This window comes from Psychrobacillus sp. FSL H8-0484, assembly GCF_038005325.1.
GTDB lineage: Bacteria > Bacillota > Bacilli > Bacillales_A > Planococcaceae > Psychrobacillus.
Window position 1 is genome coordinate 1,676,086 of the sequence record NZ_JBBOSZ010000001.1, and the last position, 25,095, is coordinate 1,701,180.

Sequence of the window (25,095 nt, forward strand, 5' to 3'; positions counted from 1 at the left end):
CCGTCCTTTACCCGATGGAATCAATCATTTTCCATAAATTTGAAGAAATTTCTTTTGCTTGTTGATCGAGCGTATTCTTGTCAAATGAATTGGAAAAGGAAGAGATAACTGTTTCCAATAAAAATTTTCGTGGATTTGTAGAATTTAGTTCCTCTAATAGAAATTCAATTAATTGTTGCTCCTTCACTTTTAGATCTATTTTATGCGTTTTATAAAAAGCATTAAGTTGTAAAATTACCTCGCCTTTTGTCACCTGAACATCGTCATAATAGTGGTTAAAAGTAAAAGAATCAATAAGTAAATCTTGTGATTTCACCATATCATAGATGATGGATTCCACACGTTTCAACACATATGTAACTAATTCGTAAACAGAAATTTGTCTTGATTTTACAGTCCATGGATGCTGTACTTGTTGAATCATGCCTAGCATTAGGACGGCACAATCGACAGAAATTTTTTGGGTTTCTTCTCCAAACACATCTACTAATCGGGTAGCTAGCCATTTAACTTCTTCATAATGATTTCTTTTTATAACCTCTCTTAGATCAGAATCCTGAGAATGAAATATAGCTACAAAAATAGGTATCAAATTACGTTCACGATAAAATTCCATTTTAACGGATAACTGTTTAATTAAGATATCCTTATTCTTAATTTCTTGTTGAACAAGCATTTCTCTTCTTTTTAAGGCTGTTTCTTCTTCTGCATTTTCAATAATAGCTATAATACATTCATTTTTAGATGAAAAATAGTTATAAAAAGTTCCTTTAGAAATTTTACTTTCATCAATAATATCTTGGACCGATGTTGCTGCATATCCTTTTTCGGTAAAGAGACGTTGTGCAGTTAATAGTACGTTTCGTTTTCTATTATTCACCATTTTCTCACCTTTAGACCTTTAGTATAATTCTTATTTTAACTTCTAATAGCACTAATATCAAATATTTATTCATGTAAGCGCTTTTCACGATTGCATTTTTTGGACTATGAGTATAAAATGTTCAAAGTGGTGTACTCGATGTACAAAAAATATACTGATAGTTTAAGTGGGAGGAACTTAAGAATGAACGAAATACAAAAAAAACCGCCATATGCAATGATTGCTATCTTATTTGTAGGGGCATTCATCGCCTTTTTAAATAACACGTTATTAAATGTGGCGTTACCAACAATTATGGTTGAATTTGATGTAAAACCATCCATGGTTCAATGGTTAACTACAGGGTACATGTTAGTAAATGGTATCTTGATACCAGCTAGTGCGTTTTTCGTACAAAGATTTACGAATAGAAAATTATTTATTACAGCGATGGTTTTATTCACTCTGGGTACACTTTTAGCAGTAATTGCACCAGAGTTTTGGGTATTGATCTTGGCTCGAATGATTCAAGCAGCTGGATCAGCAATGTTAATGCCTTTACTAATGAATGTGATGTTAACAGCATTTCCTATTGAGCGCCGCGGGGCAGCTATGGGTATGTTTGGACTTGTAATGATTTCGGCACCAGCAATTGGACCAACATTATCTGGATTCATCATAGAGCATTATGATTGGAGAGCTTTATTTGAATTTGTTCTCCCATTAGCAATCATCGTTTTATTATTAGCGATCTTTAAATTCCGCAATATTACTTCAAACAGTAAAGTAAAATTAGATGTGTTTTCACTTGTACTATCAAGTATAGGTTTTGGTGCTCTTCTGTATGGATTTAGTTCAGCATCAGATAAAGGGTGGGATGCACCGATTGTTTATGGAACAATAATTATTGGTGTTCTTTCGTTAATCTGGTTTGTTTTGAGACAATTAAAATTAGAAGAACCAATGTTAGATGTACGTATTTATAAATATCCAATGTTTGCGCTATCGTCTGTTATTTCAATCTTTGTATCGGCAGCAATGTTCTCTGGGATGATTTTAACACCTCTATATGTACAGACAATTCGAGGGATTTCACCATTACATTCAGGTTTGTTAATGTTGCCAGGTGCTTTAGCGATGGCACTTATGTCACCAATTACAGGGAAGCTATTTGATAAATTTGGTGCGCGAACTTTAGCAGTTGTAGGTCTTATAATTACTTCAATTGGAACGTATTTGATGAGTAATTTAGGAATGGATTCAGATTACTACTATATTATGGCAGTTTATACGATTCGTATGTTCGGTATGTCAATGGTAATGATGCCAATTATGACAAATGGGTTAAATCAGTTACCTATGAATTTAAATCCTCATGGTACTGCGACGAATAGTACGTTACAACAAGTGTCTGGTGCAATTGGGTCTGCTATATTTATTACGATTATGAATTCAAAAATGGAATCAACAGCTAAAGTACTTGCAGCAGATGCCGCAGCTGCAGGAAATGTTCCTACTGCTTCAGATGCTTTTGCACAATTTCAAGCACAAATTGGTATGCAAGCAATGTTAGAAGGAATTAACTATACATTCTTTATTGCAACAGTTGTAACAGTTGTTGCCTTGATATTATCTCTCTTTGTAAAACGAACAGTTGTAACAAAGAAAAGCTAATTCACTAAAAAAAGAGTAGACACATGTATCTCATGTGCCTACTCTTCTTTTTAGTTTTGATTAATTTCATCTGTAAGTGTAATTAACTCATCAATTAATGATCCAATATAAGCGATTGTATCGCGCAATGGTTCGTCGGTTGTTATATCTACTCCTGCCATTTTAGCGAGTTCTACAGGCGATTTAGTTCCACCAGCTTTTAACACATTTGTCCATTCATCTACAGCTGTTTGTCCTTCTGCTAGAATACGCTTCGAAACTTGTGTGGAGATGGTTAACCCGGCGCTATACGTATATGGATATAATCCCATATAATAATGCGGTTGACGCATCCATGTTAGCTCAGCTCCGTCTGTTATTTCCACTGCATCTCCCCAAAACTCTTCTAACACGCTTCGTTTGAATTCATTTAGAATTTGTGCATTGACATTTAACCCTTGATCCACACGGTCATATACTTTACGTTGATAGGCAGCTTCTAATAAATGCGTGACGAAATTATGATAATACGTACGCGCAACAATGGAAGAGATAACCCAACGTTTAAATTTAGGATCATTCGAATTTTCCAATAGATGATTTGCAACAAGCATTTCATTCATTGTAGAAGGAGCTTCGATAAAGTAAAGAGAAGGGCGTGCATTAAATAGGTTTTGTTCTTTATTTGCATAATAGAAATGACCTGCATGTCCAAGCTCATGAGCAAGCACAAATACCTCATTCATCCGACTTGACCAGGAAATCAAGATGTATGGATGGTTTCCATAAGGACTGGAACAAAATGCGCCAGTCGATTTACCTTTGTTTTGTGCAAAGTCAATCCAACGCTCTTTGTAAGCACGATCTACCATCTCGATGTACTCCTCACCCATTACAGATAAAGCATCATCAATATATTTTTTAGACTCTTCGACTGAAATTTTCGGCTCATACGTTGGATCCAATGAGATTTTCAAATCAGCAAACGTCATTTTGTCTAGGCCATGTACTTGTTGAAGCAGCTTCGCATATTTGCGCATATGTGGTGCAAGTTCTTTCGTGATCAAATCAATTTGTCGATTATATAATGAGCGGTCTACTTCTTGGTTAAATAATAAATAATCAAAGATGGTTTCGTATCCACGAATATCAGCTGTTGTTTTCTCCATTTGAAGATGCATATCATACGTTTTTGCTGTCGTATGTTGATATTCTTTTAGTTTTGCGGAGAAAGAATCGAATGCAGCTCTTCTAATAGCAGGATCGGATTCCGCTTCCCAGTCATTTTCAAACGAAACATAACTTAGTGGATAGGTTTCTCCGTTTACTTCAAAATTATCGAATGAAATGTCTAACATTTTGGTTGTATCATATAGTTTATAAGGTGCACTAAAAGAAGCCGAATAAGCTGCTAGTGTCTTTTCTACTTCTGGATGTAGTTGGTATTTTTTCTTTTGCAGCAGTTTTTCTAAGTAATGCTGAAATGAAGGGGAGAGAGCAATTGCTTCTTGGATCGTTTCATCCGGAAGTTCTACTAAGGAACTATTTAAAAATGATAATTCGCTACCAATTTTTGCGGAAAGTGAACCAAATTTATTTGCTTTCATTTGTGCATCGGTATTTGTTTGATCAGTGCTAAGGGAAAGGCTAGCGTAAGTACCGGCTGGAACAATTTTCTCATAGATGGATGTGAATGTTTTTAATGCTTCCACAACAGTAGTGGGAGTATCGATTGACCCTTTAAAACGGCTTACAAATGCTTGAACCTCTTTTTCTATTACTGTTAAAGCGCTCGTAAAATCTTCGTCTGTTGCAAATAAATCCTTTAGATTCCACGTTTCTTCTACATTAATTTCTGAACGATTTGGCATACTTTGAACCATATTCATCTCTCCTTATTATTACGGATGTCGAACTATTGATTAGTATAACTAACAAAAATAAAAAAGTAATCATTTTTCTAATTTTCCAATTAATTATTTTTTATATTAGTAGAATTTCAAAATGATATCATGCAATTTTCAGGAGTAGTAAATGCTAACAGATTCTACTGTCGTATGAGAATTTTACTATATTAAATAAACTTATATTAAATTAATATTCTAAATATCTTAATTAATCTAAAAATTTATATAGACTGAATATGAACTTTGTTTTACAATGAGATTGTTAACACAACTTGATAGATTCTGAAGTACTACTGCTGAGAAATAAAAAAGAAGTAGTATGACTTATAATTTCAGAATTATCAAACTAAAACAGGGGGTTTAAAAGATGAAAAAATCAAGATTTGCATCACTATTTCTTGCTTCTTCCTTATTAGTGGGAGTACTTGCAGGATGTGGCACTGGAGAAGAGGGGGGTAGTTCTGAAGGAGGAGACACAATTAAAATTGGTGTTAACTTAGAACTATCTGGGGCAGTAGCATCATATGGTTCATCCGAAGCAGATGCAATCGACTTAGCTGTTGAAGAAATCAATGAAGCTGGCGGAATTGATGGAAAACAAATCGAACTTATTAAAGTAGATAATAAATCGGATGCAGCGGAAGCAACTAGTGCAGCGATTAAATTAACTAATCAAGACAAAGTAGTTGCGATTATTGGAGCAGCAACAAGCGGTAACTCAGTGGCTCAAGTGCAAATTGCTACTGACACAAAAACACCGATGATTTCACCTTCGGGTACAAGTACGACTGTTACAGTATCAGAAAAAGGTGAAGTAAATCCATTCACATTCCGCACGGCATTCATAGATCCTTTCCAAGGTACAGTAGCTGCTAACTTTGCTGCTAACGAATTAAAAGTAAAAAATGTTGCAGTCTATGCGGATAATGCAAGTGATTATGCGAAAGGTCTTGCTGCATCTTTCATTAAAGATTTTGAAGCTGCAGGAGGCACAATTGTTGCTCAAGAATCTTATGTGGCAAAAGATACTGATTTCCGTTCGACGCTTACACGTATAAAAGCGTCTAATCCAGACTTCATCTTTATTCCAGGCTATTACGAAGAAGTTGGATTAATCGTTAAACAAGCCCGTGAATTAGGGATTACAGTTCCATTAATGGGTGCGGACGGTTGGGATTCTCCTACAATCGTTGACTTAGCGGGTGCAGATGCATTAAACAATACGTATCTTATTGCTGCTTATTCATCAGAGGATCCAGAAGGAAAAGCTAAAGAATTTGCAGACAAGTTTACTGAAAAATATGGAAAAGCACCTAACTCATTTAATGCGCTTGGATACGATACAGTTTATCTATTAAAAGATGCAATCGAGCGTGCTGGTTCAACTGATGGAACAAAAATTAAAGAAGCACTAGAAGCTACTGATAAATTAGACCTAGTTACAGGGTTGTATTCTGTTGATGAAAATCATCATCCAATTAAATCTGCTACGATTATTGAATTCGTAGATGGAGCACAAGTATTTAACACGAAAGTTAATCCTTAAGATTAACTTGTAATATATTGGAGGGATTATGTCCCTCCTTTTCTATTTTTATACTAGTTGGAATATTGAACAAAAGGAGTGAAATTTAATGGAATGGATTCAACAGTTGATTAATGGTATTTCACTCGGAAGTATATATGCATTAATTGCGCTTGGTTACACGATGGTGTATGGAATTATTAAATTAATTAACTTTGCTCACGGAGACGTGTTCATGGTTGGTTCTTTTATTGGCTTTTATTCGATTACAGTTTTTGGATTAGGATTTTTCCCTGCGCTCATCATTTCGATGGCAGCATGTGCTCTATTTGGCGTTATTATTGAACGAATTGCGTATAAACGTTTGCGCAATGCAACTAGAATTGCAGCACTTATAACGGCAATTGGGGTATCTTTATTAATTGAATATGGCGTTATTTATATTAGAGGGGCTCAACCAGAGGCGTATCCAGATGTATTTTCAAATCGTTCATTTGAATTTTTGGGTGCTCAAATTAGTATTCAATCGATTCTAATTCTTTCTGTTTCTGTAGTATTAATGATCCTTCTCCAATTTATTGTACATAAAACAAAAACCGGTAAAGCAATGAGAGCTGTTTCACATGATACGGAAGCAGCGAAACTAATGGGCATTAATGTAGATAATACCATTTCTGCAACATTTGCTATTGGTTCTGCTTTAGCGGGTGCGGCAGGTGTTATTTTTGGAGTGTATTATACAAAGATTGATCCTTTAATGGGTGTTATTCCTGGAGTGAAGGCATTTGTAGCTGCAGTACTTGGAGGTATTGGAATAATACCTGGAGCAATGATAGGTGGATTGGTACTCGGAGTTGTAGAAACGATTGTTAGTGCGTTGGGTTTCTCATTATGGAGAGACGCTGCGGCATTCGTCATTTTAATATTAATTCTGATTTTTAGACCATCAGGAATCTTTGGAAAAAATACACGAGAGAAAGTGTAGGTGGTTTAATTATGAAAAAATCAAAACAATTTTGGTCATTTATAGCCGTAGCTGTTTTAGTTTATGTAATTGTTCAATTCCTTATATTAAATGGAACGTTGAATCAATTTTACTCAAATACGCTAATAGTTATTTCCATTAACATAATTTTAGCAGTCAGCCTACATCTAGTTATTGGTATTACGGGACAATTCTCCATAGGGCATGCAGGATTTTTAGCTGTAGGTGCATATATTTCGGCAATCGTTACAATGAGACTAGATCTTCCTTTTGTTGTAGCTATAATCGTTGGAGGTATTGTGGCTGCATTAGCTGGTCTAATTGTCGGTATTCCAAGTTTAAGATTAAAAGGAGATTATTTGGCAATTGCGACTCTAGGTTTTGCAGAGATTATTCGAATTGTATTCTTAAATATTGACTATGTTGGTGGAGCCGCAGGGATGCAGGTGTCACATTTAACTACATGGACGTATGCATTTGTCTGTTTGGTTATTACTATTTTGGTAATAGTAAACTTTACTAATTCAAGACATGGAATTGCAGCGATTTCTGTCCGTGAAAATGAAATTGCTTCCGATGCAATGGGAATTAACACAACCTATTATAAAGTAGTTGCATTTGCCATTGGTTCCTTCTTTGCGGGAGTTGCCGGAGCATTATATTCACATAACTTCTATATCATTCAACCAAGTCAATTTGGTTTTTTAAAATCATTTGATATTTTAATTTTCGTTGTACTTGGAGGACTTGGAAGTTTATCGGGTGCTGTCCTTTCTGCAATATTACTAACTGTTGTTTCGACGTATCTTCAAGAATATCCTGAAACACGAATGATTATTTATAGTCTTGTCTTAATACTTGTTATGCTCTATCGTCCAAAAGGATTAATGGGGACGATGGAAATTACGGATTATTTCAAGCTTTGGAGAACGCCAAAAGGGGGCGGTCAACATGGAAAGTAAAGCGTTGTTAGAAGTTAAAAATGCAGGCATTCGTTTTGGTGGTTTAAAAGCTGTCCAGGATCTAAATATTGTGTTAAATCAAGGAGAGTTAGTTGGGTTAATCGGACCAAATGGTGCAGGGAAAACTACTAGTTTCAACTTATTGACTGGTGTTTATCTACCGACAGAGGGAGATATTCTGTTTAATGGAAAACGAATTAATGGTTTACCTCCGTTCAAAGTAACAAGATTAGGAATTAGTAGGACCTTTCAAAATATTCGTTTGTTTAATGAACTTTCGGTTTTAGATAATGTAAAAGTTGCGTATCATTCACTTGCAACACACTCCATTTTGAGTTCTGTAATTCGTCTTCCTTCTCATTTTAAAGGTGAACAGGAAATGGAGGAAAAGTCCATTGAGTTTCTGAAAATCTTTAAATTAGACAGGTATAAAGATGAACTAGCAAAAAATTTACCCTACGGTCAGCAACGTAGACTAGAAATTGCTCGTGCACTAGCTGCTGGGCCAAAGCTTCTTTTATTAGATGAGCCGGCAGCGGGTATGAACCCACAAGAAACAAAGGAATTAATGGATTTAATCGCATTTATTCGTGAAAAGTTTGATCTGACTATTTTACTTATTGAACATGATATGAACTTAGTAATGGGTGTATGTGAAAGAATTTATGTGCTTGATCATGGTCAACTTCTTGCGGAAGGATCACCAGAAGAGATCCGTAACCATCCTAAGGTTATTGAGGCTTATTTAGGGGAGGAAGTTCACGATGACAATGCTTAAAGTAGAAAATATAGATGTATATTATGGAAATATTCAAGCGTTACGAGATGTTTCGATAGAAGTAAATCAAGGTGAAATTGTAACATTAATTGGTGCGAATGGTGCTGGCAAAAGCACATTACTTAAAACTTTATCCGGATTACTAAAGCCCAAAAATGGGAAAATCGAATTTCTCGATAAATCTATTTCTGGAAAACAAGCTCAGTCAATTGTAAAAGCAGGAATTTCACATGTTCCAGAAGGACGTCGTGTTTTCGCAAATCTTACTGTGGAAGAAAACTTAGAATTAGGTGCATTTTTACGTAAAGATAAAGCTGGGATTCATACCGATATGCAAAAAGTATATGATATTTTCCCAAGACTTTTAGAGCGAAAAAAACAACATTCAGGAACACTTTCTGGTGGTGAACAGCAAATGCTAGCAATGGGTCGTGCCATTATGGCGAAGCCCAAACTAGTATTATTAGATGAGCCATCCATGGGTCTTGCTCCATTAATGGTTAAAACCATTTTTAAAGTAATTGAAGATATTAACCGAGAAGGCACAACAGTATTATTAGTGGAACAAAATGCAAATATGGCACTTTCTGTGGCAAACCGGGGTTATGTAATTGAAACAGGTAGAGTTGTACTTTCTGGTTCCGCTAAGGAATTACAAAGTAGTGAGGAAGTAAGGCAAGCATACTTAGGTGGACATTAAGTTCAAAAGCTTTCATTAAGTTGTAATAACTTAATGAAAGCTTTTTTTAATGATTTCTCACACTTGCAAACAGAGCAAATGATCGAAAAATAGACAGCATCCATTTTATAGAGAGGTAATAAAGCTCCCGGTAATACATCTTCGGGAGCCTTTAACATGAATAAGAAAGAATCTATTCTCTCATTATCCAAAACAGCAGTAACCAGTTGCCTAAAGTTACAGGAGGGCGACGGAAGGACGAAAGCCACAGGATTACCGAAAAAGGGGAGGATGATCAAGCCCCTAGTAACGATTCTCATCTAATAAATCGCGCGGTAATGATGTAGCAAAAGTCCATTCCATTGCAATCCGGAAACGTCTTAAAACAGTTTTGCACTTATAAGGCGCGAATGCGCTTTTCTAAATTGTAATGATAGGTTTTATAAAGAATAAATTCCATTTTTCTATAGTTCTATTGACATATTTTGTGTTATTATAGGCTAATATGCGTTTTTTTGGAGGTACAATGAAGAAAACACTCAGATTTTGGATACTGACTCTTATTACTTTTTCAATGATTGCAATTCTCAGTAGTTCTTTATTTTCAAGCTTTATTGTTACGAAAAAAAGTTTAATAGAAAATTCATTAAAGCAAAATGAAGTATATTCTTTAAAGCTTGCGCAGATGTCTGAAGAAGTGTTTGAATCCATGCAAGCGAATTTAGAAGCAAGAAAACCAGATGTGATTAAACATATGGATGACCCAAAAGAGCTTACCAACATATTAGATCAATTATTAATAAGTGGAAAAAACTTCAATTCCCTTTCTGTTATTGGAAATAATGGGGTAGCTATAGCGACTTCTCCTAATATAGGGATTGCCGGTAATAAAATCGATTCTGCTGGAGTTCAAGAGGCCCTTTTGAAAAAAGAAAGTATTATTACTACACCATATAAAGCTGTTACAGGTCGCTTAGTAATTCTAATCTCCACACCTCTTTTTGATGATGCTAATAATTATCTTGGAATGTTAAATGGGACAATTTATTTGCAGGAAGACAACTTCATTCAAAATATTTTAGCAGAGCATTTCAGTGAAGATGGTTCTTATGTATTTGTTGTCGATAAAGAAGGTACTTTAATTTATCATCCAGAAAAAGATAGAATTGGAGAAAGCGTTCAAAAAAATATGGTTGTTCAAAGTTTAATGAAAAAAGAAAGTGGTTCAATTGAGGTATTTAATACACAAGGTGAGCAATTTCTTGCAGGGTTTACATATATACCTGCTAGTGAGTGGGGCGTTGTATCCCAGACCCCGTATGAAAGCAGTCTCAATCCTTTAAATGGGATTATGTTTAAAGTGTTTTTTTATTCCTTACCGTTTGTATGCTTATTCTTCGTATTAGCATTTTTACTATCTGAGCGATTAGCCTCTCCTTTGAAAAAGTTAGCGTTATTTACATTGGATTCTCAAAATGAAGATACGAATCTAGAAAAGCTAAAACTATCGACTTGGTATTTTGAAGCAAAACAACTTACAGAAACAATTGAGAATTATCATAAAAAGCAGGAAGAAACAGTTGCAGATTTTAAACATCAATCGTTAACGGATCCACTAACAGGTTTGAAAAATAGAAGATATTCTGAATTACTTTTTGCAGATTTATTGGAACATCATCAATTGTTTTCCGTAATTATGATTGATATCGATCATTTTAAAAGAGTTAATGATGAATTTGGGCATAATGCAGGGGATGAAGTATTAAAGTTTTTAGCAAACAAAATGCAGTCTACTTCTACTAAAAAGGATGTATGTATAAGACTTGGAGGAGAAGAATTTATTATTATTCTTCCAGGCACGCTTCTACAGGATACATATATGCTTGCAGAGAAACTAAGAATAGAAATAGAAACTAGCATTCCACCTACTAAAAAGAAAATAACCATATCTTCTGGTGTGGCTGAGCACAAAATTACGAAAGAAAGTTTAAGTGATTTAATGCAACGAGTAGATGAGGCTTTATATCTGGCAAAATCACAAGGAAGAAATAAAACAGTTATTTCGAAGTGAATAGTATAGATTTTACAATGGTTTTAGCATCCTAGCTAAAGCCATTTTTATTTTTTTTAAAAGTTGATTGACATTTAAATGAAAATGATTATCATTGTTAAAAGAAAGTATAAAAGGAAGAAGGATGAATATGAAAAAATCAGTGTTAATTTCTTCATTATTAATAACTAGTATTTTAATAACAGGTTGTGGTAATACAAATGAACAGGCTACAGATGATAAGGATTCAACTGTACAATCGGTAGACTTAAATAAAGAATTGGAAAATTATAAATCATTTGCCCTTGAACAGATGGATTTATTTGTAACTGAAACAGAAAAGTTTGTTGAAGCTGTAAAAGCCGGAGACATCGATAAAGCGAAAGAAATTTATCCAAATGCACGTATGTATTTTGAACGTTCAGAACCAATTGCGGAAAGTTTCGGAGATTTAGATCCACGAATTGATGCTAGACTTGCGGATTTAGAAGATGAAGGAAAAACAGAAAAAGAGTGGTCGGGCTATCATAAGATCGAATACGGGCTTTGGGTAGAAAACACTACTACAGGTTATGAGGGCACTGCGGATCAATTATTAAAGGATGCAAAAGAGCTTCGTGCACGTGTAGAAACAGTAGATGTTACACCTGATTTAATGATAACTGGTGCAGTAGATTTATTAAATGAAGTATCTACTTCCAAAATTACAGGCGAAGAAGAAATATATTCACATACAGACTTATACGACTTTAAAGCAAACATCGAAGGTGCCGAAAAAATATTTACAATTTTAGAAGGAAAAATTAAAGAAAAAGATGCAAACTTAGTGAGTGAATTAGAGGAGAAATTTAAAAATATCAATGCTTTATTAGCAAAATATGAAGATGGCAATGGTGTTTTTGTTTCTTATGAAGAGTTAACGAATGAAGATACAAAAGTTCTTGCAGAAGCTGTTAATCAATTAGGAGAACCATTAAGTCAAATGGGGATCATTATGGAGTGAGATAGATGGACAAAATGCCAAAAGATGGTCTGTTCAAACAGAAAATGAATCGAAGACAAATGCTTAAGTTAACCGGAGCTGGGACTGCTGGTGTTCTAATCGGTGCAACGGGTTTAAGTACCGTAGCGAATTCTTTAGGTTACTCTGTAGTGGAAGACGATCTAACTGCTACTGATAAAAAACTTTTTTACGGGAATCATCAGTCGGGCGTTATTACAAATGTACAAAAACATATTTATTTTGCATCTCTAAATGTCATTGTAACTTCCAAAGAAGAACTGAAAGAATTATTCGAAATGTGGACACCATTAGCTGTTCGAATGATGAATGGAGAAGAAATTGCAGAGCCAACGAACAATTCTTATTTAGCAACAAAAGACACGGGGGAAGCAGTTGGTCTTTCAGCTTCAAACTTAACGCTCACATTTGGTGTTGGTCCAACTCTATTTAAAAATTCAAAATTAGATTTAGCAAACTTAAAACCGGCAGAGTTAGAAGTATTACCTCATTTTCCTAAAGACCAGCTCGATGAAAATTTTTCAAATGGTGATTTGTGTATACAAGCGTGTGCGGACGATCCGCAAGTTGCTTTTCATGCAGTACGAAATCTTATTCGAGCAGCTTCAGGAAAAGTAACGTTAAAATGGACACAGTCTGGGTTCAATTCAATTCCAGTAGAAAAAAATAAAAAACAGACACCAAGAAACTTATTTGCTTTTAAAGATGGTTCTGGAAATCCTAATGTAAAAGATGAGAAAGAAATGGATGAAGTTGTTTGGGTTCAGTCCAAAGAATCTGTTCCATGGATGACTGGAGGAACCTATTTAGTAGCAAGAAGAATTCAAATGCATCTAGAAACTTGGGATCGTACAGCATTAGGTGAACAAGAGGCTACATTTGGGCGCCATCGTGATAGTGGTGCACCATTAGGGAAAAAAGAAGAGTTTGAAGATATGGAGTTAACTCGAAAAGATTCGAATGGTGAACCCATTGTGCCAATAACTTCTCATGTGCATTTGGCGAAACAAGTAAAGGATCGCATGTTAAGGAGGTCATATTCTTATTCTAGTGGAATAGACCCGAAAACAGGAGTTTTTGATACCGGACTATTATTTATTTCATTTCAAAAGCACCCAAAACAATTCATTAATATTCAGAACAGCTTGGGTAGAATAGATAAATTAAATGAATACATTACCCATCGAGGCAGTGCAATTTTCGCTTGTTTCCCTGGTATTCAAAAGGGGAGTTTTATCGGTGAATCACTTTTTAAAGCATAAATTATCTAGTGCATTAACTGTAGTTATTACTATATTGGTAGTGAGTGTTTTGCCTGCTCAAGCTACTACTACCATTAGTGAATTGTATATTACGATTAGTGATGCCATTATGGAAACTAAAAAAGAAGACGATGTAAAGGCCAAGGAAGCACTAGAATCGTTTGAAAAACAGTGGACAGAAATGAATGTTCCAAATAGTGAAGCTACTAACCAAATTAACGATGCTTATAATCGTGCTTACGAAGCTAATAATGGAGACGAACGTTTAGTGAATTTACAACAACTTGCGAAAGGTTTAGCCGCACTTGAAAAAGAACAAAATCCAGTAGATGAACTTGCAGAACGAACAAATTTCGGTACGAAAATGCAACCAGCTATTAATAAACTAAATGAAGTAATAGGTACAAATAATCAGCCTGCAATTTTACAAGAGTACACAAAATTTGTGGCTTCTTGGACAAAAAATGAACGTCCAGTTAGAGAGTTAGATATCGCAAGCTACGGAAAAATAGAGACGCAAGTTGCTTTTATGCGCATTACATTAGCGGAGGACGAATTAGATTTAGACCAACTCCAAGGACAATTCAATACACTAACGAATGCAATAGATGATTTTGTTGCTGGGAAAGTGGTACAAGGCACAACTGGAAATTACTCCGTAGCTACTTTAATAGGTTTATTGAAAGAAAGTATAGACCTTATTGAGGAGAAGTCCTATGATAAAGCAGCCGGTAGTTTAGTAGAATTTATTGAAATTTGGCCAAATGTGGAAGGCGATATTCGGACAAAAAATGCTTCACTTTATACGGAAATTGAAAGTAAAATTCCCCTCCTTGTAAGTGATCTCTCAAAAGATGCAGTGGATCAACAAAGAATTACTGAATCGATTGGTTCACTTATTAATGATATCGAACTAGTTCAAACGACTTCGAACTATACGTATTGGGATTCTGCTTTAATATTACTCCGTGAAGGTTTGGAAGCTTTACTCATTATTATTGCTTTAATCGCATTCTTAAAGAAAGCTAACCAAGAGAATCAGAAAAAGTGGATCTATGTTGGTGCATTTTCTGGATTAGTTGTAAGTGCTATTGCAGCAATTATACTTTCTACAATTTTACAATCAGTTTCTGCCGGTACAAGTAGAGAGATAATGGAAGGATATGTAGGCTTAGGGGCAGCCGTCCTCATGTTAGGTGTTGGTGTTTGGCTACATAATAAATCAAGCATAAACGCATGGAATAAATATATCCAAACCCAAATGAATCATGCTATTTCTACTAGTAGTATTTTATCAATGGCCTTTGTCAGTTTTCTCTCTGTATTTAGGGAGGGAGCAGAAACGATTATTTTCTACGCAGGTATCGCACCTAAAATGTCAACGCTTGAATTAATTATTGGAATTCTAATTGCATTAGCAGTATTAGCTGTTTTTGCTATTGTATTAATAAAAGTAAGTGGAAAAATACCTATTCATCGATTCTTTATCGTAGCAACAGTGTTAATATATATATTAGCATTTAAAATTATTGGAGTAAGTGTGCATACATTGCAGTTAACTGGTGTGTTTCCTATGACAAGGGTGGATCATCTGCCCGTCATCAGTTCAATTGGGTTTTATCCAACTTGGGAAACAATTATACCGCAAGTTTTGTTAATTGGTTTGGTTATTTGGAATCTTCTTCGGAAGAAATGAGAAAAGAAGTTTTTCCCGCTAAAATGGCGGAAAAACTTCTTTTTACTTGTTTTTTCTTATAAAATATAGAATTGCTTCTATTATAAGGCCAATAACTAAACCAAATGCAGTAAAAATAAACAAGGAGAGAATTCCAACTAAGTCTCCCCATCCATCCATATCGCTAATAAATGATCGGAAAAGTTCGATGAAACCAATTAATAGTCCAGCAGTAAAAATATAATAAGCAATTTTAAGTTTATAAAATAATAGTGCTCCAGTTATTGTGCCTACCAGAACTGAAATAACTGCAAATGCAATAAAATTTTGAGCGACTAAATCCTGGCCAAGCACATATTTAACACCTAGTATTAATAAAAAGAGTGATAGAATAATTGTAATACCTGCAATTTTTCCGTAATTTTTTAACAACATAATCGCCTACTTTCCTATACCTATCATACTGGAAATAAAACGAGAATCCAACAAAGTAAAATTTAATAAGGAGATGAAACAATGGCAGAACATTATTTTTACTTAAAAGCAAATTGGCCAGGTAATCGAAATGATGTAGGGGAAATTCAAACAGCAAACTTGCATACAAAGATTTCTATACCAAAAGAGATGGAAGGTCCTGGAATAGGTACAAACCCAGATGAAATGTTACTAGGTGCAGCGGCAACTTGTTATATTATTACGCTTGCAGCCATGATGGAAAGAAGTAATATTGCAAAAGTGAAGTTAGATATGGAGTCAACAGCCATTGTGGATGTGACAAATGGTGTATTTACATACAAAAAAATTACTCATCGACCTATAATTACACTGTTAAATAAAAAAGATGTGGCAATTACTAACAGACTGGCTTTAAAAGCTGAGCAGACATGCATGATAAGTAAAGCTTTACGAGGTAATGTAGATATAGTGGTTGAACCAACTATACAAGAAATAAGTGAATAGTTTCATTCAAATGACATTTACTGTATAATTAAAATATTCTAGTAATTAAAAAGTGAGGGCATTGCTATGTCGATTGGTATGATTGCTGTTATTCTTATTTTTTCAGTTCCTATTATTAAGTTAGTACTAGCTCATTTGGAAGAAAAAGCGAAAATCAAAGCAAAAGGTCTGGAAAATGAACTTGAATTAGAAAAGTTGAAATATGAAAACTTCGTCATTGAAACGGAAAAAATGAAACTTCAGCTTGAACAGATGAGATTAGAGTCTCCAAAAGAAGAATTTCATCAATTATTGAAATAGCAAAGCCGCTCAGAAGAATGAGCGGTTTTGCTATACATTAAATTATATAACGTATGCAAATACGCAAATAAAGTGACTAAGAGTTCCGAGCAAAATGAAAATATGGAAAATCTCATGAAATCCTAGCTTTTGGATGAATGAAATATTTGGCTTTAGCCCGTAGATAACCCCACCGATCGTATAAAAAATTCCTCCTAATATTAGAAAGAATAAGCCCTGTGTTCCGAGTATTTCTGCAAGTGGGGCTGCCAAAAATACAATAATCCATCCCATTCCAATGTATAATACTGTTGATATCCATCTTGGACAATTAAACCAGATCATTTTAAATAAAATTCCGAAAAACGCCATTAGGGAAATCATGGTGAAAAGGACATAGCCTGTCGTTCCTTTTAATGCGATTAAGCAAAATGGTGCATAGGTACCTGCAATTAACAAATAAATCATCGAATGATCCAGACGTCTTAACATGTGAATAACATGATCTTTCGCAATAATCATATGATAAATTGCGGAGGAAGAATAAAGTAATATCATACTAACTCCAAATAAAATTAGAGCAGTAATTGTTAAGGGGGAAGCACCTAATGTTACTCCCTTCATCACCATCGCTATTAATGCAATGACTCCTAGTACTGCGCCAAATAAATGGGATAGTCCGTTAAATGGTTCTCTCATAAAATTGTTCAATTGAATACCTCCATATCGATAAGTAGTATTGATAACTACTTGTAATGATATATCTATGTTAACAGATAGTCAATGTTTACGTTCTATCTATTTTGCGATACGATATATTTATTGAAGTAACGGAGGAATTTATATGAGTAAATCAGAAAAACTAATCGATAGGCTTGGCCTAGAAGCTACCATTCGCAAAGAAGAAATACCAGACATTGATTTATATATGGATCAGGTTATCCAATTATTTGATTCGAAATTTGGTCAATCTCTGCGAAATACAGATGAAAAAGTTCTCACTAAAACGATGATAAACAACTATGCTAAAGGGAAATTATTTTTTCCTATTAAAAATAAAAAATATTCCAAGGAGCATATTATGTTAATTAGCTTGATTTACCAGCTAAAAGGAGCACTTTCCATTAGTGATGTTAAATCAACATTAGATCCTGTAAATGCAAAGATGGCAACGAAAGATTTTCAGTTAGAAGATTTCTATTCTGCTTGGGTAGTACTGCAGCAAAAAAATGCAGAGAACTTTCTAGAAGAGATGAGAGGACATGAGGATGAAATAGATCAGCTTGGAGTAGAAGAAGATCTAAAACATATTTTATTGATCGCATCCTTAGCAAATATGAGTAACGCCTATCGAAAAGCAGCTGAATTGTTAGTGGATGACTTAATAGCTAAAGAACAGGAGCCGAAGCAATGAAAACACTTTGGACAGATGGATCTATTTTCACGATGCATGCAGATGGAGATATGGTAGAAGCAGTATTAGTGGAAGATGGTAAGATAATTCAAATTGGTACAAAGGAGCATTTATTGCCTCTTGCTGATAAGGTACAGTCGTTAAAAGGTGCAGCTATGTACCCTGGCTTTGTAGATAGTCATATCCATCTTATAGGGCATGGAGAAAAATTAGCCTATTTAGATTTGTCATCTTTTACTTCTATTAAAAAGATTGTCCAGGAAGTTTCATCGCGAGTGAGTCCTAATAAATGGTATGTTACAGAAGGATGGAATGATAACAAATTGGTAGAAGGCCGACCGATTACTTGTCATGACTTAGTCTCTATAGAAGAAACTCCTATTGTGTTGAAAAGAATTTGCAGACATGTACTTGTAGCAAATACAAAAGCCATGGAATTAGCTGGAGTTACGAAAGATACCCCAAATCCTCCAGGTGGCCTAATTGGAAGAGATGAACGAGGAAATCTAAATGGATTATTTTACGATGAGGCCCAACCATTAATTACTGCTCATATTCCACCTGTTAGCTCGGAGTATATAAAAGAAATAATAATATCCAGTGTAAAGGATTTACAAACAAAAGGTTTAACTGGTGTTCATACAGAAGACATGGCTTATTATGGTGCCTATCGGGTTCCACTACAGGCTTATCGTGAAGCAATCAACGACAATTTTCGGGTCCACATATTAAGGCATCATGAAGCGTTCGAAGAAATGCAAGGAGAGAAATCTTCTCCATTTATTGAATTTGGGGCTATGAAAATCTTTGTCGATGGCTCATTAGGAGGGCATACTGCTTTATTGTCAGAAGGCTATTCTGACACACCAAATATGAAAGGGGTGGCAGTACACGAGTCGGAGAAATTGAAGGATTTAATAAAGCTTGCGCGCAAATACAACGAAAATATTGCTGTCCATGTCATTGGAGATAAAGCGACAGAAATTATCTTAGATTTAATCGAGCGATATCCCGCGCCATCCGGAAAAAAAGATCGACTTATTCATGTAAATGTTCTAAGATCGGATTTAGTGAAAAGAATGCAAAAACTACCGCTAGTTCTTGATATCCAACCAATCTTTGTCCCATCAGATTTCCCGTGGGTTATCGAACGACTCGGCAAAGATCGCTTAACTTGGGCATATGCCTGGAAATCATTACTACATGCTGGATTTGAATGCTCCGGGGGCTCTGATTCTCCAATAGAGTTAGCGGACCCTCTGCTAGGTATGAACGCTGCAGTAAATAATTCTTACTTACCTGAGCAAGCTATTACTGTTTTTGAAGCAATCTCTTTATTTACTACTGGAAGTGCAAAAGCAATTGGAAAAGAAGATGTTCGTGGTAAAATACGGAGTGGGTTTGATGCGGATTTTACAATTGTGGATCAAGTATTAACGCCAGATACCTTTGTAACAGCGAAAGTCATAAAGACCATAGTGAGCGGAGAAATTATTTTTGGAATAGATGAATGAAACTATTTATCTCCTTCAATCGTATAAAAATAAAAGAGTAGAAAGGAGTATGATTTAGATGGAAAATACAGGATTAAAAGTTTTGCTTCATGCAAGTACTTGGTTTGCACCGTTTTTAGTGCCCTTTATCTTATATTTAGTCGTAGATGATGAAGAAATTAAAAAGCTTTCCATACAAGCAGTGTTATTTCAATTAGTGATGATGGCACTTATTTTCGTATCCATATTATTAATTTTTGTATTAATTGGTATTCCGATGGTCATTATTTTTGGTATAATGGCATTTGTTGTTCCAATTATCGGAATCATTAAAGCGGTTAAAGGAGACACATTTAACTATCCAATCGTTGGATCTTGGATTAAGTAAGTGTCGTAACATAAAAGGGGAATTAGAATGACTACTAGAATTGGTATTGATGCAGGTGGAACGTTAACGAAAATAGCTTATTGGGATGAAAAGAAAAAAATGTCGTTACAAAGTTTTCCTTCATCCGATTTTCAAGCAGTAAAGGATTGGATTGATTCGAATCACTCGTTAGCTTCTATCTGCCTCACTGGTGGTCGGGCAGAGCAATTAAAAAGTTATTTGCTCTCGAAAGATGAAATTCCTTACATAGTAGAATTTGATGCGACGATGAATGGTGTGATGTATCAAATGCGCCAAGAAACCCTCCAAAGTGAATCAGCAATCATTGCAAATATTGGAACTGGAACATCCATTCATCTAATGGAAGGTAATACGCATAGCCGACTCGGTGGAACCGGTATAGGTGGAGGAACTCTTCTAGGCTTAGGAATGGCTTTGACAGGGAAATCCAACTATGAGGAGATAATCACACTATCTAAAGAAGGTAATAGAACTTCCATAGATGTATTAGTAAGTGATATTTATAAAAATAATAAATTACCGATTAATGGATCGCTTACTGCAAGCAATTTTGGTGGAGTTGCTTTGAAGTCGGGTGAAGACAGAAGTGGTGCGGATTTATTAGCAGGTGTGCAAGGAATTATTGGGGAAGTAGTAGCTTCACTTTGTATTCAAGTAGCGGATGCACATCATGTGGAAGACATTATTTATATCGGTTCTACTTTAGAAGAAAATGGATTGCTACAAGAAATTATGGAATCTTACACAATCCTAAAACAGAAAAATCCGATTTTTCTTGAAAAACACGGCTATAGTGGAGCAATTGGTGCATTATTAGAAAATAAATAAAAATTATTGGGTAAAAGTGTTGCAATTTGGAAAAAGCCGTGTTATATTTAGAGAGGATTATTTTTGTTCGGTTAGTTAGTAGGTGGCAACACTTTTACTTAACAGTGTTGAGCAAGGATAGTAACACAATGTATGCATTAGTGCATGCGAGGAGGAAACACACATGGAACAAGGTAAAGTAAAATGGTTTAACTCAGAAAAAGGATTCGGATTTATCGAACGCGAAGGCGGAGACGATGTATTCGTACATTTCTCAGCAATCCAAAGCGAAGGTTTCAAATCTCTTGACGAAGGTCAAGAAGTTACTTTTGAAATCGAGCAAGGCCAACGTGGTCTTCAAGCTACTAACGTAGTTAAAGCTTAATTTTAAACCTAAACTTTAACAGACTCTCATTTGAGGGTCTGTTTTTTTGTGTTATGATAAATAGAAAGTATTACATTTTGCTATGTAAGGAGCACATACTATGAAAAAATGGAAAAAAGAAATAATAATAAATGCGCCTATTGAATATGCGTGGCCTTTTTTTTATGGAGATTTGGAAAAAAAGAAAAAGATATTTCCTAAAGTAGTAGAGGAAGAAATACTAAATCGCACAGAACAGGTTATTGGAACGACCATTTGGCAAACGTATCAAAATGGTTCTTATACGGAACAATATGAACTTACAATTAAAAAATATACAGACGAGAAGACTTACAAAGTGCTGCAGGAAAATTTTATTTTAAATGACCGTTTTCGTATGACAACAGAATACGAATTAGAAAGCCAAGGAGAGCATTTAACAAAATTTACTTACACATCGATTAATAAACCTAAAAATCCTTTATTAAGTGTATTTCAATTGTTTGGAAGTGATGAAGTAATCGTTACATTTATGAATCGTACAAAAGACACGATAGAAGCTGCATATGCAACAGAGGGGACGGAATGATGTACGCTTTACTTGGGGATATCCACTCCTCTGTAAAAGATTTAACTTCTGTGCTGCAGCATATATATGAGGTAAATCCAAGTGTAGAAATTATTTGTACCGGAGATCTATTTGAATGCACTATCGGAAAAAAACGAGCAATGAAAGAAGTATTTTCGCATATAGAAGACGTCATAAGCGATCCCAGTGATTTATTGCCACTTATTAACTTCCAATCTGTGTATGGCAATCAAGAAGAAAGAATTATTTCCATCTGCTTAGAGAAACATCCGGCCATTCATTATATGAAGACGTTACCAAGACAGATATCAATTGCAGGGGCGGTTGTTACGCATGGTCATGAATGGGAATGGAGCGGGGAGCCATGGACGCCTGTTTTACCAATAACAAAACATGAGACGATCTTCTTTGGTCATAGTCATCAATCTGCATTATTTTTAAATGGTGAACGCAAACCTTTTCGTTTTGATGAACAAGTGCATATTCCTCTAGCGACCCATATTGGAGTAAATGTTGGTTCAGTAATCGATAATAGAGAGTGGGTGCTCTACGATCCAAAAGCACAAACGATTGAATTCAAAAAAACTGCCATGTAATTTAACCTTTTGGCAGTTTTTTTAATACAGCTTCTCTAGCAAGTGCATGCGCTGCTTTGTTTTGGTCATCTGGTATCCATTTAATGAAGAACAAATCAAACGAATCACTAATCGTTAATATGTTTTCTAATATTGCTGCAAATTCTGCATTCTTTGCGTAACGTTTCTCAACAGCAGCGCAAACAATTTGTGAATCTGTTCTCACGGAAACGATGGTAGGTGAAAGCTTTTGTACTTCCTCTAGCCCTCTTTGTAGAGCGATGAACTCGGTCGTATGATTGGTATAACTTCCTATGTATTCACTAATTTTCAGGTGATGACCTTCCCCTTTTATAAATATCCCAATCCCACTTGGTCCAGGGTTTCCAGTAGTCGACCCATCAATATATACTTCTAACATGCTAATCCCCTTTTTTATGGATTATTTATCCTATTAGTTTGACTGATTTAAAGCATACTTGCAAACAAAAGAAACATAATAGTACAATCAATTATTATATAGCAAGGAGAATAAATGAATGAAAAATACTCACCTAATAAATGAAATTGACTATTTACTTGAAACGTATTGTGACGGATGTTTCATTCGGACGCATCTTCGAAAAGAAAAAGGGAAAACAGTTGCCCATAACTTCTGCATTCGTCAGTGCACAATAGGAGAAGAGATCAAACAAGCAGGAACTAAACTACAAGGTACAAAATAAAAAAGTCCCACGACCAGTTGCCGCGGGAAGAACCGTTTCTAACTATTTTTAATGACGTTTGCAGCTTGAGGTCCACGGTTTCCTTCAACGATTTCGAACGTGACATCTTGTCCTTCTTCTAATGCTCGAAAACCATCACCCTGAATACCCGTAAAATGGACAAATACATCTTCATTATCATTGTACTCGATAAATCCATAGCCTTTTTCGTTATTAAACCATTTTACTTTCCCATGTTGCATAAACGTTCCTCCCTTATCCACTAAAAATTCTGATAATGGATATCATAAACTATACATTAAATGGCAGCTAACGTCAATAAAATGTCGAATTTTAGCTGTTTTATACGTACATCTAATCGTATAATAAAATAAAAAAGGTTGTGGACTAGATGAACATTGAAGTAGAACCTCTTTCCGACTTAAGTATTGCCAAAAATGCAAAAATGCAACCCATTCAATTTATCTCCGATAAAATAGGAATTCCGGCAGATGCATTAGAACTATACGGGAAATATAAAGCAAAGATTGATCCAACCAAAATTGCACTAAAATCAAAACCTGGAAAAATTGTGCTTGTTACTGCTATTAGTCCCACAGCAGCTGGCGAAGGAAAGTCTACTGTAACAGTTGGTCTAGCAGACGCGATGCAAAAAATTGGTCAATCTGTTGTAGTAGCTCTTCGTGAACCTTCACTCGGACCTGTCATGGGTGTGAAAGGGGGAGCAACTGGTGGTGGTTTTGCGCAAGTATTACCAATGGAAGAAATAAATCTCCACTTCAACGGAGACTTACACGCCATTACAACTGCGAATAATGCTCTTGCTGCGATCATCGATAATCATTTACACCAAGGAAATGATTTGAATATAGATCCTAGAAGAATCACTTGGAAACGTGTGTTGGATATGAATGATCGAGCGCTGCGTCATATTACAATCGGTCTTGGTGGTCCAGGGCAAGGTATTCCTCGTGAAGATGGCTTTGATATTACAGTGGCATCTGAAATTATGGCAATTCTTTGTTTGGCAAAAGATCTAGCTGACCTAAAAGAAAGACTTGCTCAAATTGTGATTGGCTATACATACGAAAAAGAACCTGTAACTGTACGTGCTCTTGGTGTAGAAGGGGCACTGACTTTATTGCTTAAAGAAGCGATAAAGCCAAACCTTGTCCAAACAATAGAAGGAACGCCTGCGCTTATCCACGGTGGTCCCTTTGCGAATATCGCACACGGCTGCAACTCTATTATTGCAACCAAAACAGCAATGAAATTAGCGGATGTTGTTGTCACGGAAGCTGGATTTGGAGCAGACTTAGGTGCAGAAAAATTCATGCATATTAAATCAAGGCAAGCAGGAATTTCTCCTGATGCAGTTGTCGTCGTTGCTACTATTCGTGCATTGAAATTGCAAGGTGGAAAACAAAAAGATCGGTTAAAAGAAGAAGACATAGAAGCGCTTCTTAGAGGTACAAATAATTTAGAGAAGCATGTGGAAACGATACGAGCTTTTGGAATTGAACCGGTTGTAGCGTTAAATAAATTCATTACTGATACGGATCTAGAGTTAGAAGCATTGCTTAACTGGTGTAAGGAGAAAAATGTTGCGATTGCATTAACAGAGGTATGGGAGAAAGGTGGAACTGGAGGAGTAGAATTAGCGAATTTAGTTCTACATGAATTAGAAAAGCCATCACAATTTGCTCCACTTTATCAAACGACAGATTCCATTGAACATAAAGTTCGTACAATTGTCCAACAAGTATATGGTGGTAAAGACGTGGTATTTACGGATGCTGCGCAAAAGCAAATTGCACAAATACAATCATATGGATGGGATTCATTACCTATTTGTATGGCTAAAACACAATATTCGCTATCGGATCAGCCCAAATTATTAGGCAGACCAACTGACTTCACCATAACGGTTCGAGAAGTAATACCTAAACTAGGTGCGGGTTTTATTGTCTGTCTAACTGGAGATATTATGACGATGCCAGGCTTACCTAAAAATCCGGCAGCGCTAAATATGGACGTTACAGAGGATGGACATGCAATAGGATTGTTTTAAAATAATGAAAAGACTGCACTTTAGCAGTCTTTTTTTGTTTTATTCGTTAT

General features: G+C 35.4%; 27 protein-coding genes. 21 read left to right on the forward strand and 6 right to left on the reverse strand.

Annotated elements, in window-relative coordinates; genetic code table 11:
- Positions 1–7: 7 nt before the first annotated feature.
- Entirely contained in the window at positions 8–883 is an 876-nt protein-coding gene (locus MHH81_RS07865; protein ID WP_340919796.1) for a TetR/AcrR family transcriptional regulator, read from the reverse strand.
- A gap of 183 nt (positions 884–1,066) precedes the next feature.
- Between MHH81_RS07865 and MHH81_RS07870 the strand changes: the two genes are divergently transcribed.
- Positions 1,067–2,536 carry a DHA2 family efflux MFS transporter permease subunit gene (locus MHH81_RS07870; RefSeq protein ID WP_340919799.1) on the forward strand — a complete coding sequence of 490 codons (1,470 nt, stop codon included), beginning with the start codon at positions 1,067–1,069 and terminating at the stop codon, positions 2,534–2,536.
- A gap of 50 nt (positions 2,537–2,586) precedes the next feature.
- On the opposite strand, the gene pepF is transcribed toward MHH81_RS07870, so the two are convergent.
- Positions 2,587–4,398: an oligoendopeptidase F gene (pepF, locus tag MHH81_RS07875; RefSeq protein WP_340919801.1), complete on the reverse strand. Its 1,812-nt coding sequence runs from the start codon at positions 4,396–4,398 to the stop codon at positions 2,587–2,589.
- Positions 4,399–4,789: 391 nt separating this feature from the next.
- On the opposite strand from pepF, the gene MHH81_RS07880 reads away from it, so the two are divergent.
- The 9 genes from MHH81_RS07880 to MHH81_RS07920 all read left to right on the forward strand — a co-directional run bounded on the left by MHH81_RS07880 (position 4,790) and on the right by MHH81_RS07920 (position 15,380).
- Positions 4,790–5,968, forward strand: coding sequence for an ABC transporter substrate-binding protein (locus MHH81_RS07880; RefSeq protein WP_340919803.1), 1,179 nt, complete (start codon positions 4,790–4,792; stop codon positions 5,966–5,968).
- Between the two features lie 88 nt (positions 5,969–6,056).
- On the forward strand, positions 6,057–6,932 hold the full coding sequence (locus MHH81_RS07885; RefSeq protein ID WP_340919806.1) for a branched-chain amino acid ABC transporter permease: 876 nt from the start codon (positions 6,057–6,059) through the stop codon (positions 6,930–6,932).
- Positions 6,933–6,943: 11 nt separating this feature from the next.
- The gene (locus MHH81_RS07890) at positions 6,944–7,894 is read left to right on the forward strand and encodes a branched-chain amino acid ABC transporter permease (RefSeq protein ID WP_340919809.1); all 951 of its coding nucleotides are present in this window, start codon (positions 6,944–6,946) and stop codon (positions 7,892–7,894) included.
- The gene (locus MHH81_RS07895) at positions 7,884–8,672 is read left to right on the forward strand and encodes an ABC transporter ATP-binding protein (protein WP_340919812.1); all 789 of its coding nucleotides are present in this window, start codon (positions 7,884–7,886) and stop codon (positions 8,670–8,672) included. Before MHH81_RS07890 ends, MHH81_RS07895 begins: the two co-directional genes overlap by 11 nt.
- On the forward strand, positions 8,665–9,372 hold the full coding sequence (locus MHH81_RS07900; protein WP_340925182.1) for an ABC transporter ATP-binding protein: 708 nt from the start codon (positions 8,665–8,667) through the stop codon (positions 9,370–9,372). The genes MHH81_RS07895 and MHH81_RS07900 overlap by 8 nt, the downstream gene beginning before the upstream one ends.
- A gap of 505 nt (positions 9,373–9,877) precedes the next feature.
- Positions 9,878–11,422: a sensor domain-containing diguanylate cyclase gene (locus MHH81_RS07905; protein ID WP_340919814.1), complete on the forward strand. Its 1,545-nt coding sequence runs from the start codon at positions 9,878–9,880 to the stop codon at positions 11,420–11,422.
- A gap of 130 nt (positions 11,423–11,552) precedes the next feature.
- Positions 11,553–12,404 carry an iron uptake system protein EfeO gene (gene efeO / locus MHH81_RS07910; RefSeq protein WP_340919816.1) on the forward strand — a complete coding sequence of 284 codons (852 nt, stop codon included), beginning with the start codon at positions 11,553–11,555 and terminating at the stop codon, positions 12,402–12,404.
- A gap of 5 nt (positions 12,405–12,409) precedes the next feature.
- Positions 12,410–13,684: an iron uptake transporter deferrochelatase/peroxidase subunit gene (gene efeB / locus MHH81_RS07915; RefSeq protein ID WP_340919820.1), complete on the forward strand. Its 1,275-nt coding sequence runs from the start codon at positions 12,410–12,412 to the stop codon at positions 13,682–13,684.
- On the forward strand, positions 13,662–15,380 hold the full coding sequence (locus tag MHH81_RS07920) for an FTR1 family iron permease (RefSeq protein ID WP_340919824.1): 1,719 nt from the start codon (positions 13,662–13,664) through the stop codon (positions 15,378–15,380). Before efeB ends, MHH81_RS07920 begins: the two co-directional genes overlap by 23 nt.
- A 42-nt stretch (positions 15,381–15,422) precedes the next feature.
- Here MHH81_RS07920 and MHH81_RS07925 read toward each other — a convergent pair whose 3' ends face one another.
- The gene (locus tag MHH81_RS07925; RefSeq protein ID WP_340919826.1) at positions 15,423–15,794 is read right to left on the reverse strand and encodes a hypothetical protein; all 372 of its coding nucleotides are present in this window, start codon (positions 15,792–15,794) and stop codon (positions 15,423–15,425) included.
- A gap of 81 nt (positions 15,795–15,875) precedes the next feature.
- On the opposite strand from MHH81_RS07925, the gene MHH81_RS07930 reads away from it, so the two are divergent.
- Both MHH81_RS07930 and MHH81_RS07935 read left to right on the forward strand, forming a co-directional pair.
- Positions 15,876–16,319 carry an OsmC family protein gene (locus MHH81_RS07930; RefSeq protein ID WP_340919829.1) on the forward strand — a complete coding sequence of 148 codons (444 nt, stop codon included), beginning with the start codon at positions 15,876–15,878 and terminating at the stop codon, positions 16,317–16,319.
- A 66-nt stretch (positions 16,320–16,385) separates the two neighbouring features.
- Positions 16,386–16,619 carry a hypothetical protein gene (locus MHH81_RS07935; RefSeq protein WP_340919831.1) on the forward strand — a complete coding sequence of 78 codons (234 nt, stop codon included), beginning with the start codon at positions 16,386–16,388 and terminating at the stop codon, positions 16,617–16,619.
- Between the two features lie 42 nt (positions 16,620–16,661).
- Here the strand turns inward: MHH81_RS07935 and trhA are convergent, their stop codons facing one another.
- The gene (trhA, locus tag MHH81_RS07940; protein WP_340919833.1) at positions 16,662–17,309 is read right to left on the reverse strand and encodes a PAQR family membrane homeostasis protein TrhA; all 648 of its coding nucleotides are present in this window, start codon (positions 17,307–17,309) and stop codon (positions 16,662–16,664) included.
- Between the two features lie 133 nt (positions 17,310–17,442).
- On the opposite strand from trhA, the gene MHH81_RS07945 reads away from it, so the two are divergent.
- The 7 genes from MHH81_RS07945 (at position 17,443) to MHH81_RS07975 (ending at position 22,270) form a co-directional block, all read left to right on the forward strand.
- On the forward strand, positions 17,443–18,012 hold the full coding sequence (locus MHH81_RS07945) for a DUF1836 domain-containing protein (protein ID WP_340919835.1): 570 nt from the start codon (positions 17,443–17,445) through the stop codon (positions 18,010–18,012).
- On the forward strand, positions 18,009–19,526 hold the full coding sequence (locus tag MHH81_RS07950) for an amidohydrolase (RefSeq protein WP_340919837.1): 1,518 nt from the start codon (positions 18,009–18,011) through the stop codon (positions 19,524–19,526). The genes MHH81_RS07945 and MHH81_RS07950 overlap by 4 nt, the downstream gene beginning before the upstream one ends.
- A gap of 58 nt (positions 19,527–19,584) precedes the next feature.
- The gene (locus MHH81_RS07955; protein ID WP_340919839.1) at positions 19,585–19,893 is read left to right on the forward strand and encodes a DUF4870 domain-containing protein; all 309 of its coding nucleotides are present in this window, start codon (positions 19,585–19,587) and stop codon (positions 19,891–19,893) included.
- 27 nt (positions 19,894–19,920) lie between these two features.
- On the forward strand, positions 19,921–20,742 hold the full coding sequence (gene coaW, locus MHH81_RS07960) for a type II pantothenate kinase (protein ID WP_340919841.1): 822 nt from the start codon (positions 19,921–19,923) through the stop codon (positions 20,740–20,742).
- 163 nt (positions 20,743–20,905) lie between these two features.
- The gene (locus MHH81_RS07965; protein ID WP_053589685.1) at positions 20,906–21,106 is read left to right on the forward strand and encodes a cold-shock protein; all 201 of its coding nucleotides are present in this window, start codon (positions 20,906–20,908) and stop codon (positions 21,104–21,106) included.
- Between the two features lie 100 nt (positions 21,107–21,206).
- The gene (locus tag MHH81_RS07970) at positions 21,207–21,674 is read left to right on the forward strand and encodes an SRPBCC family protein (RefSeq protein WP_340919843.1); all 468 of its coding nucleotides are present in this window, start codon (positions 21,207–21,209) and stop codon (positions 21,672–21,674) included.
- Positions 21,671–22,270, forward strand: coding sequence for a metallophosphoesterase family protein (locus MHH81_RS07975; protein WP_340919845.1), 600 nt, complete (start codon positions 21,671–21,673; stop codon positions 22,268–22,270). Before MHH81_RS07970 ends, MHH81_RS07975 begins: the two co-directional genes overlap by 4 nt.
- A 1-nt stretch (position 22,271) precedes the next feature.
- Here the strand turns inward: MHH81_RS07975 and MHH81_RS07980 are convergent, their stop codons facing one another.
- Positions 22,272–22,670 carry a reverse transcriptase-like protein gene (locus MHH81_RS07980; protein WP_340919847.1) on the reverse strand — a complete coding sequence of 133 codons (399 nt, stop codon included), beginning with the start codon at positions 22,668–22,670 and terminating at the stop codon, positions 22,272–22,274.
- A 118-nt stretch (positions 22,671–22,788) separates the two neighbouring features.
- Here MHH81_RS07980 and MHH81_RS07985 point away from each other — a divergent pair, with 118 nt between their 5' ends.
- A complete protein-coding gene (locus MHH81_RS07985) occupies positions 22,789–22,974 on the forward strand; it encodes a zinc-finger domain-containing protein (RefSeq protein WP_340919849.1) in 186 nt (61 codons plus the stop codon).
- A 38-nt stretch (positions 22,975–23,012) separates the two neighbouring features.
- Here MHH81_RS07985 and MHH81_RS07990 read toward each other — a convergent pair whose 3' ends face one another.
- Positions 23,013–23,216 carry a cold-shock protein gene (locus tag MHH81_RS07990; protein ID WP_340919854.1) on the reverse strand — a complete coding sequence of 68 codons (204 nt, stop codon included), beginning with the start codon at positions 23,214–23,216 and terminating at the stop codon, positions 23,013–23,015.
- 149 nt (positions 23,217–23,365) lie between these two features.
- Here MHH81_RS07990 and MHH81_RS07995 point away from each other — a divergent pair, with 149 nt between their 5' ends.
- Positions 23,366–25,045, forward strand: a complete 1,680-nt coding sequence (locus tag MHH81_RS07995; RefSeq protein WP_340919856.1) for a formate--tetrahydrofolate ligase — start codon at positions 23,366–23,368, stop codon at positions 25,043–25,045.
- Positions 25,046–25,095 lie beyond the last annotated feature (50 nt).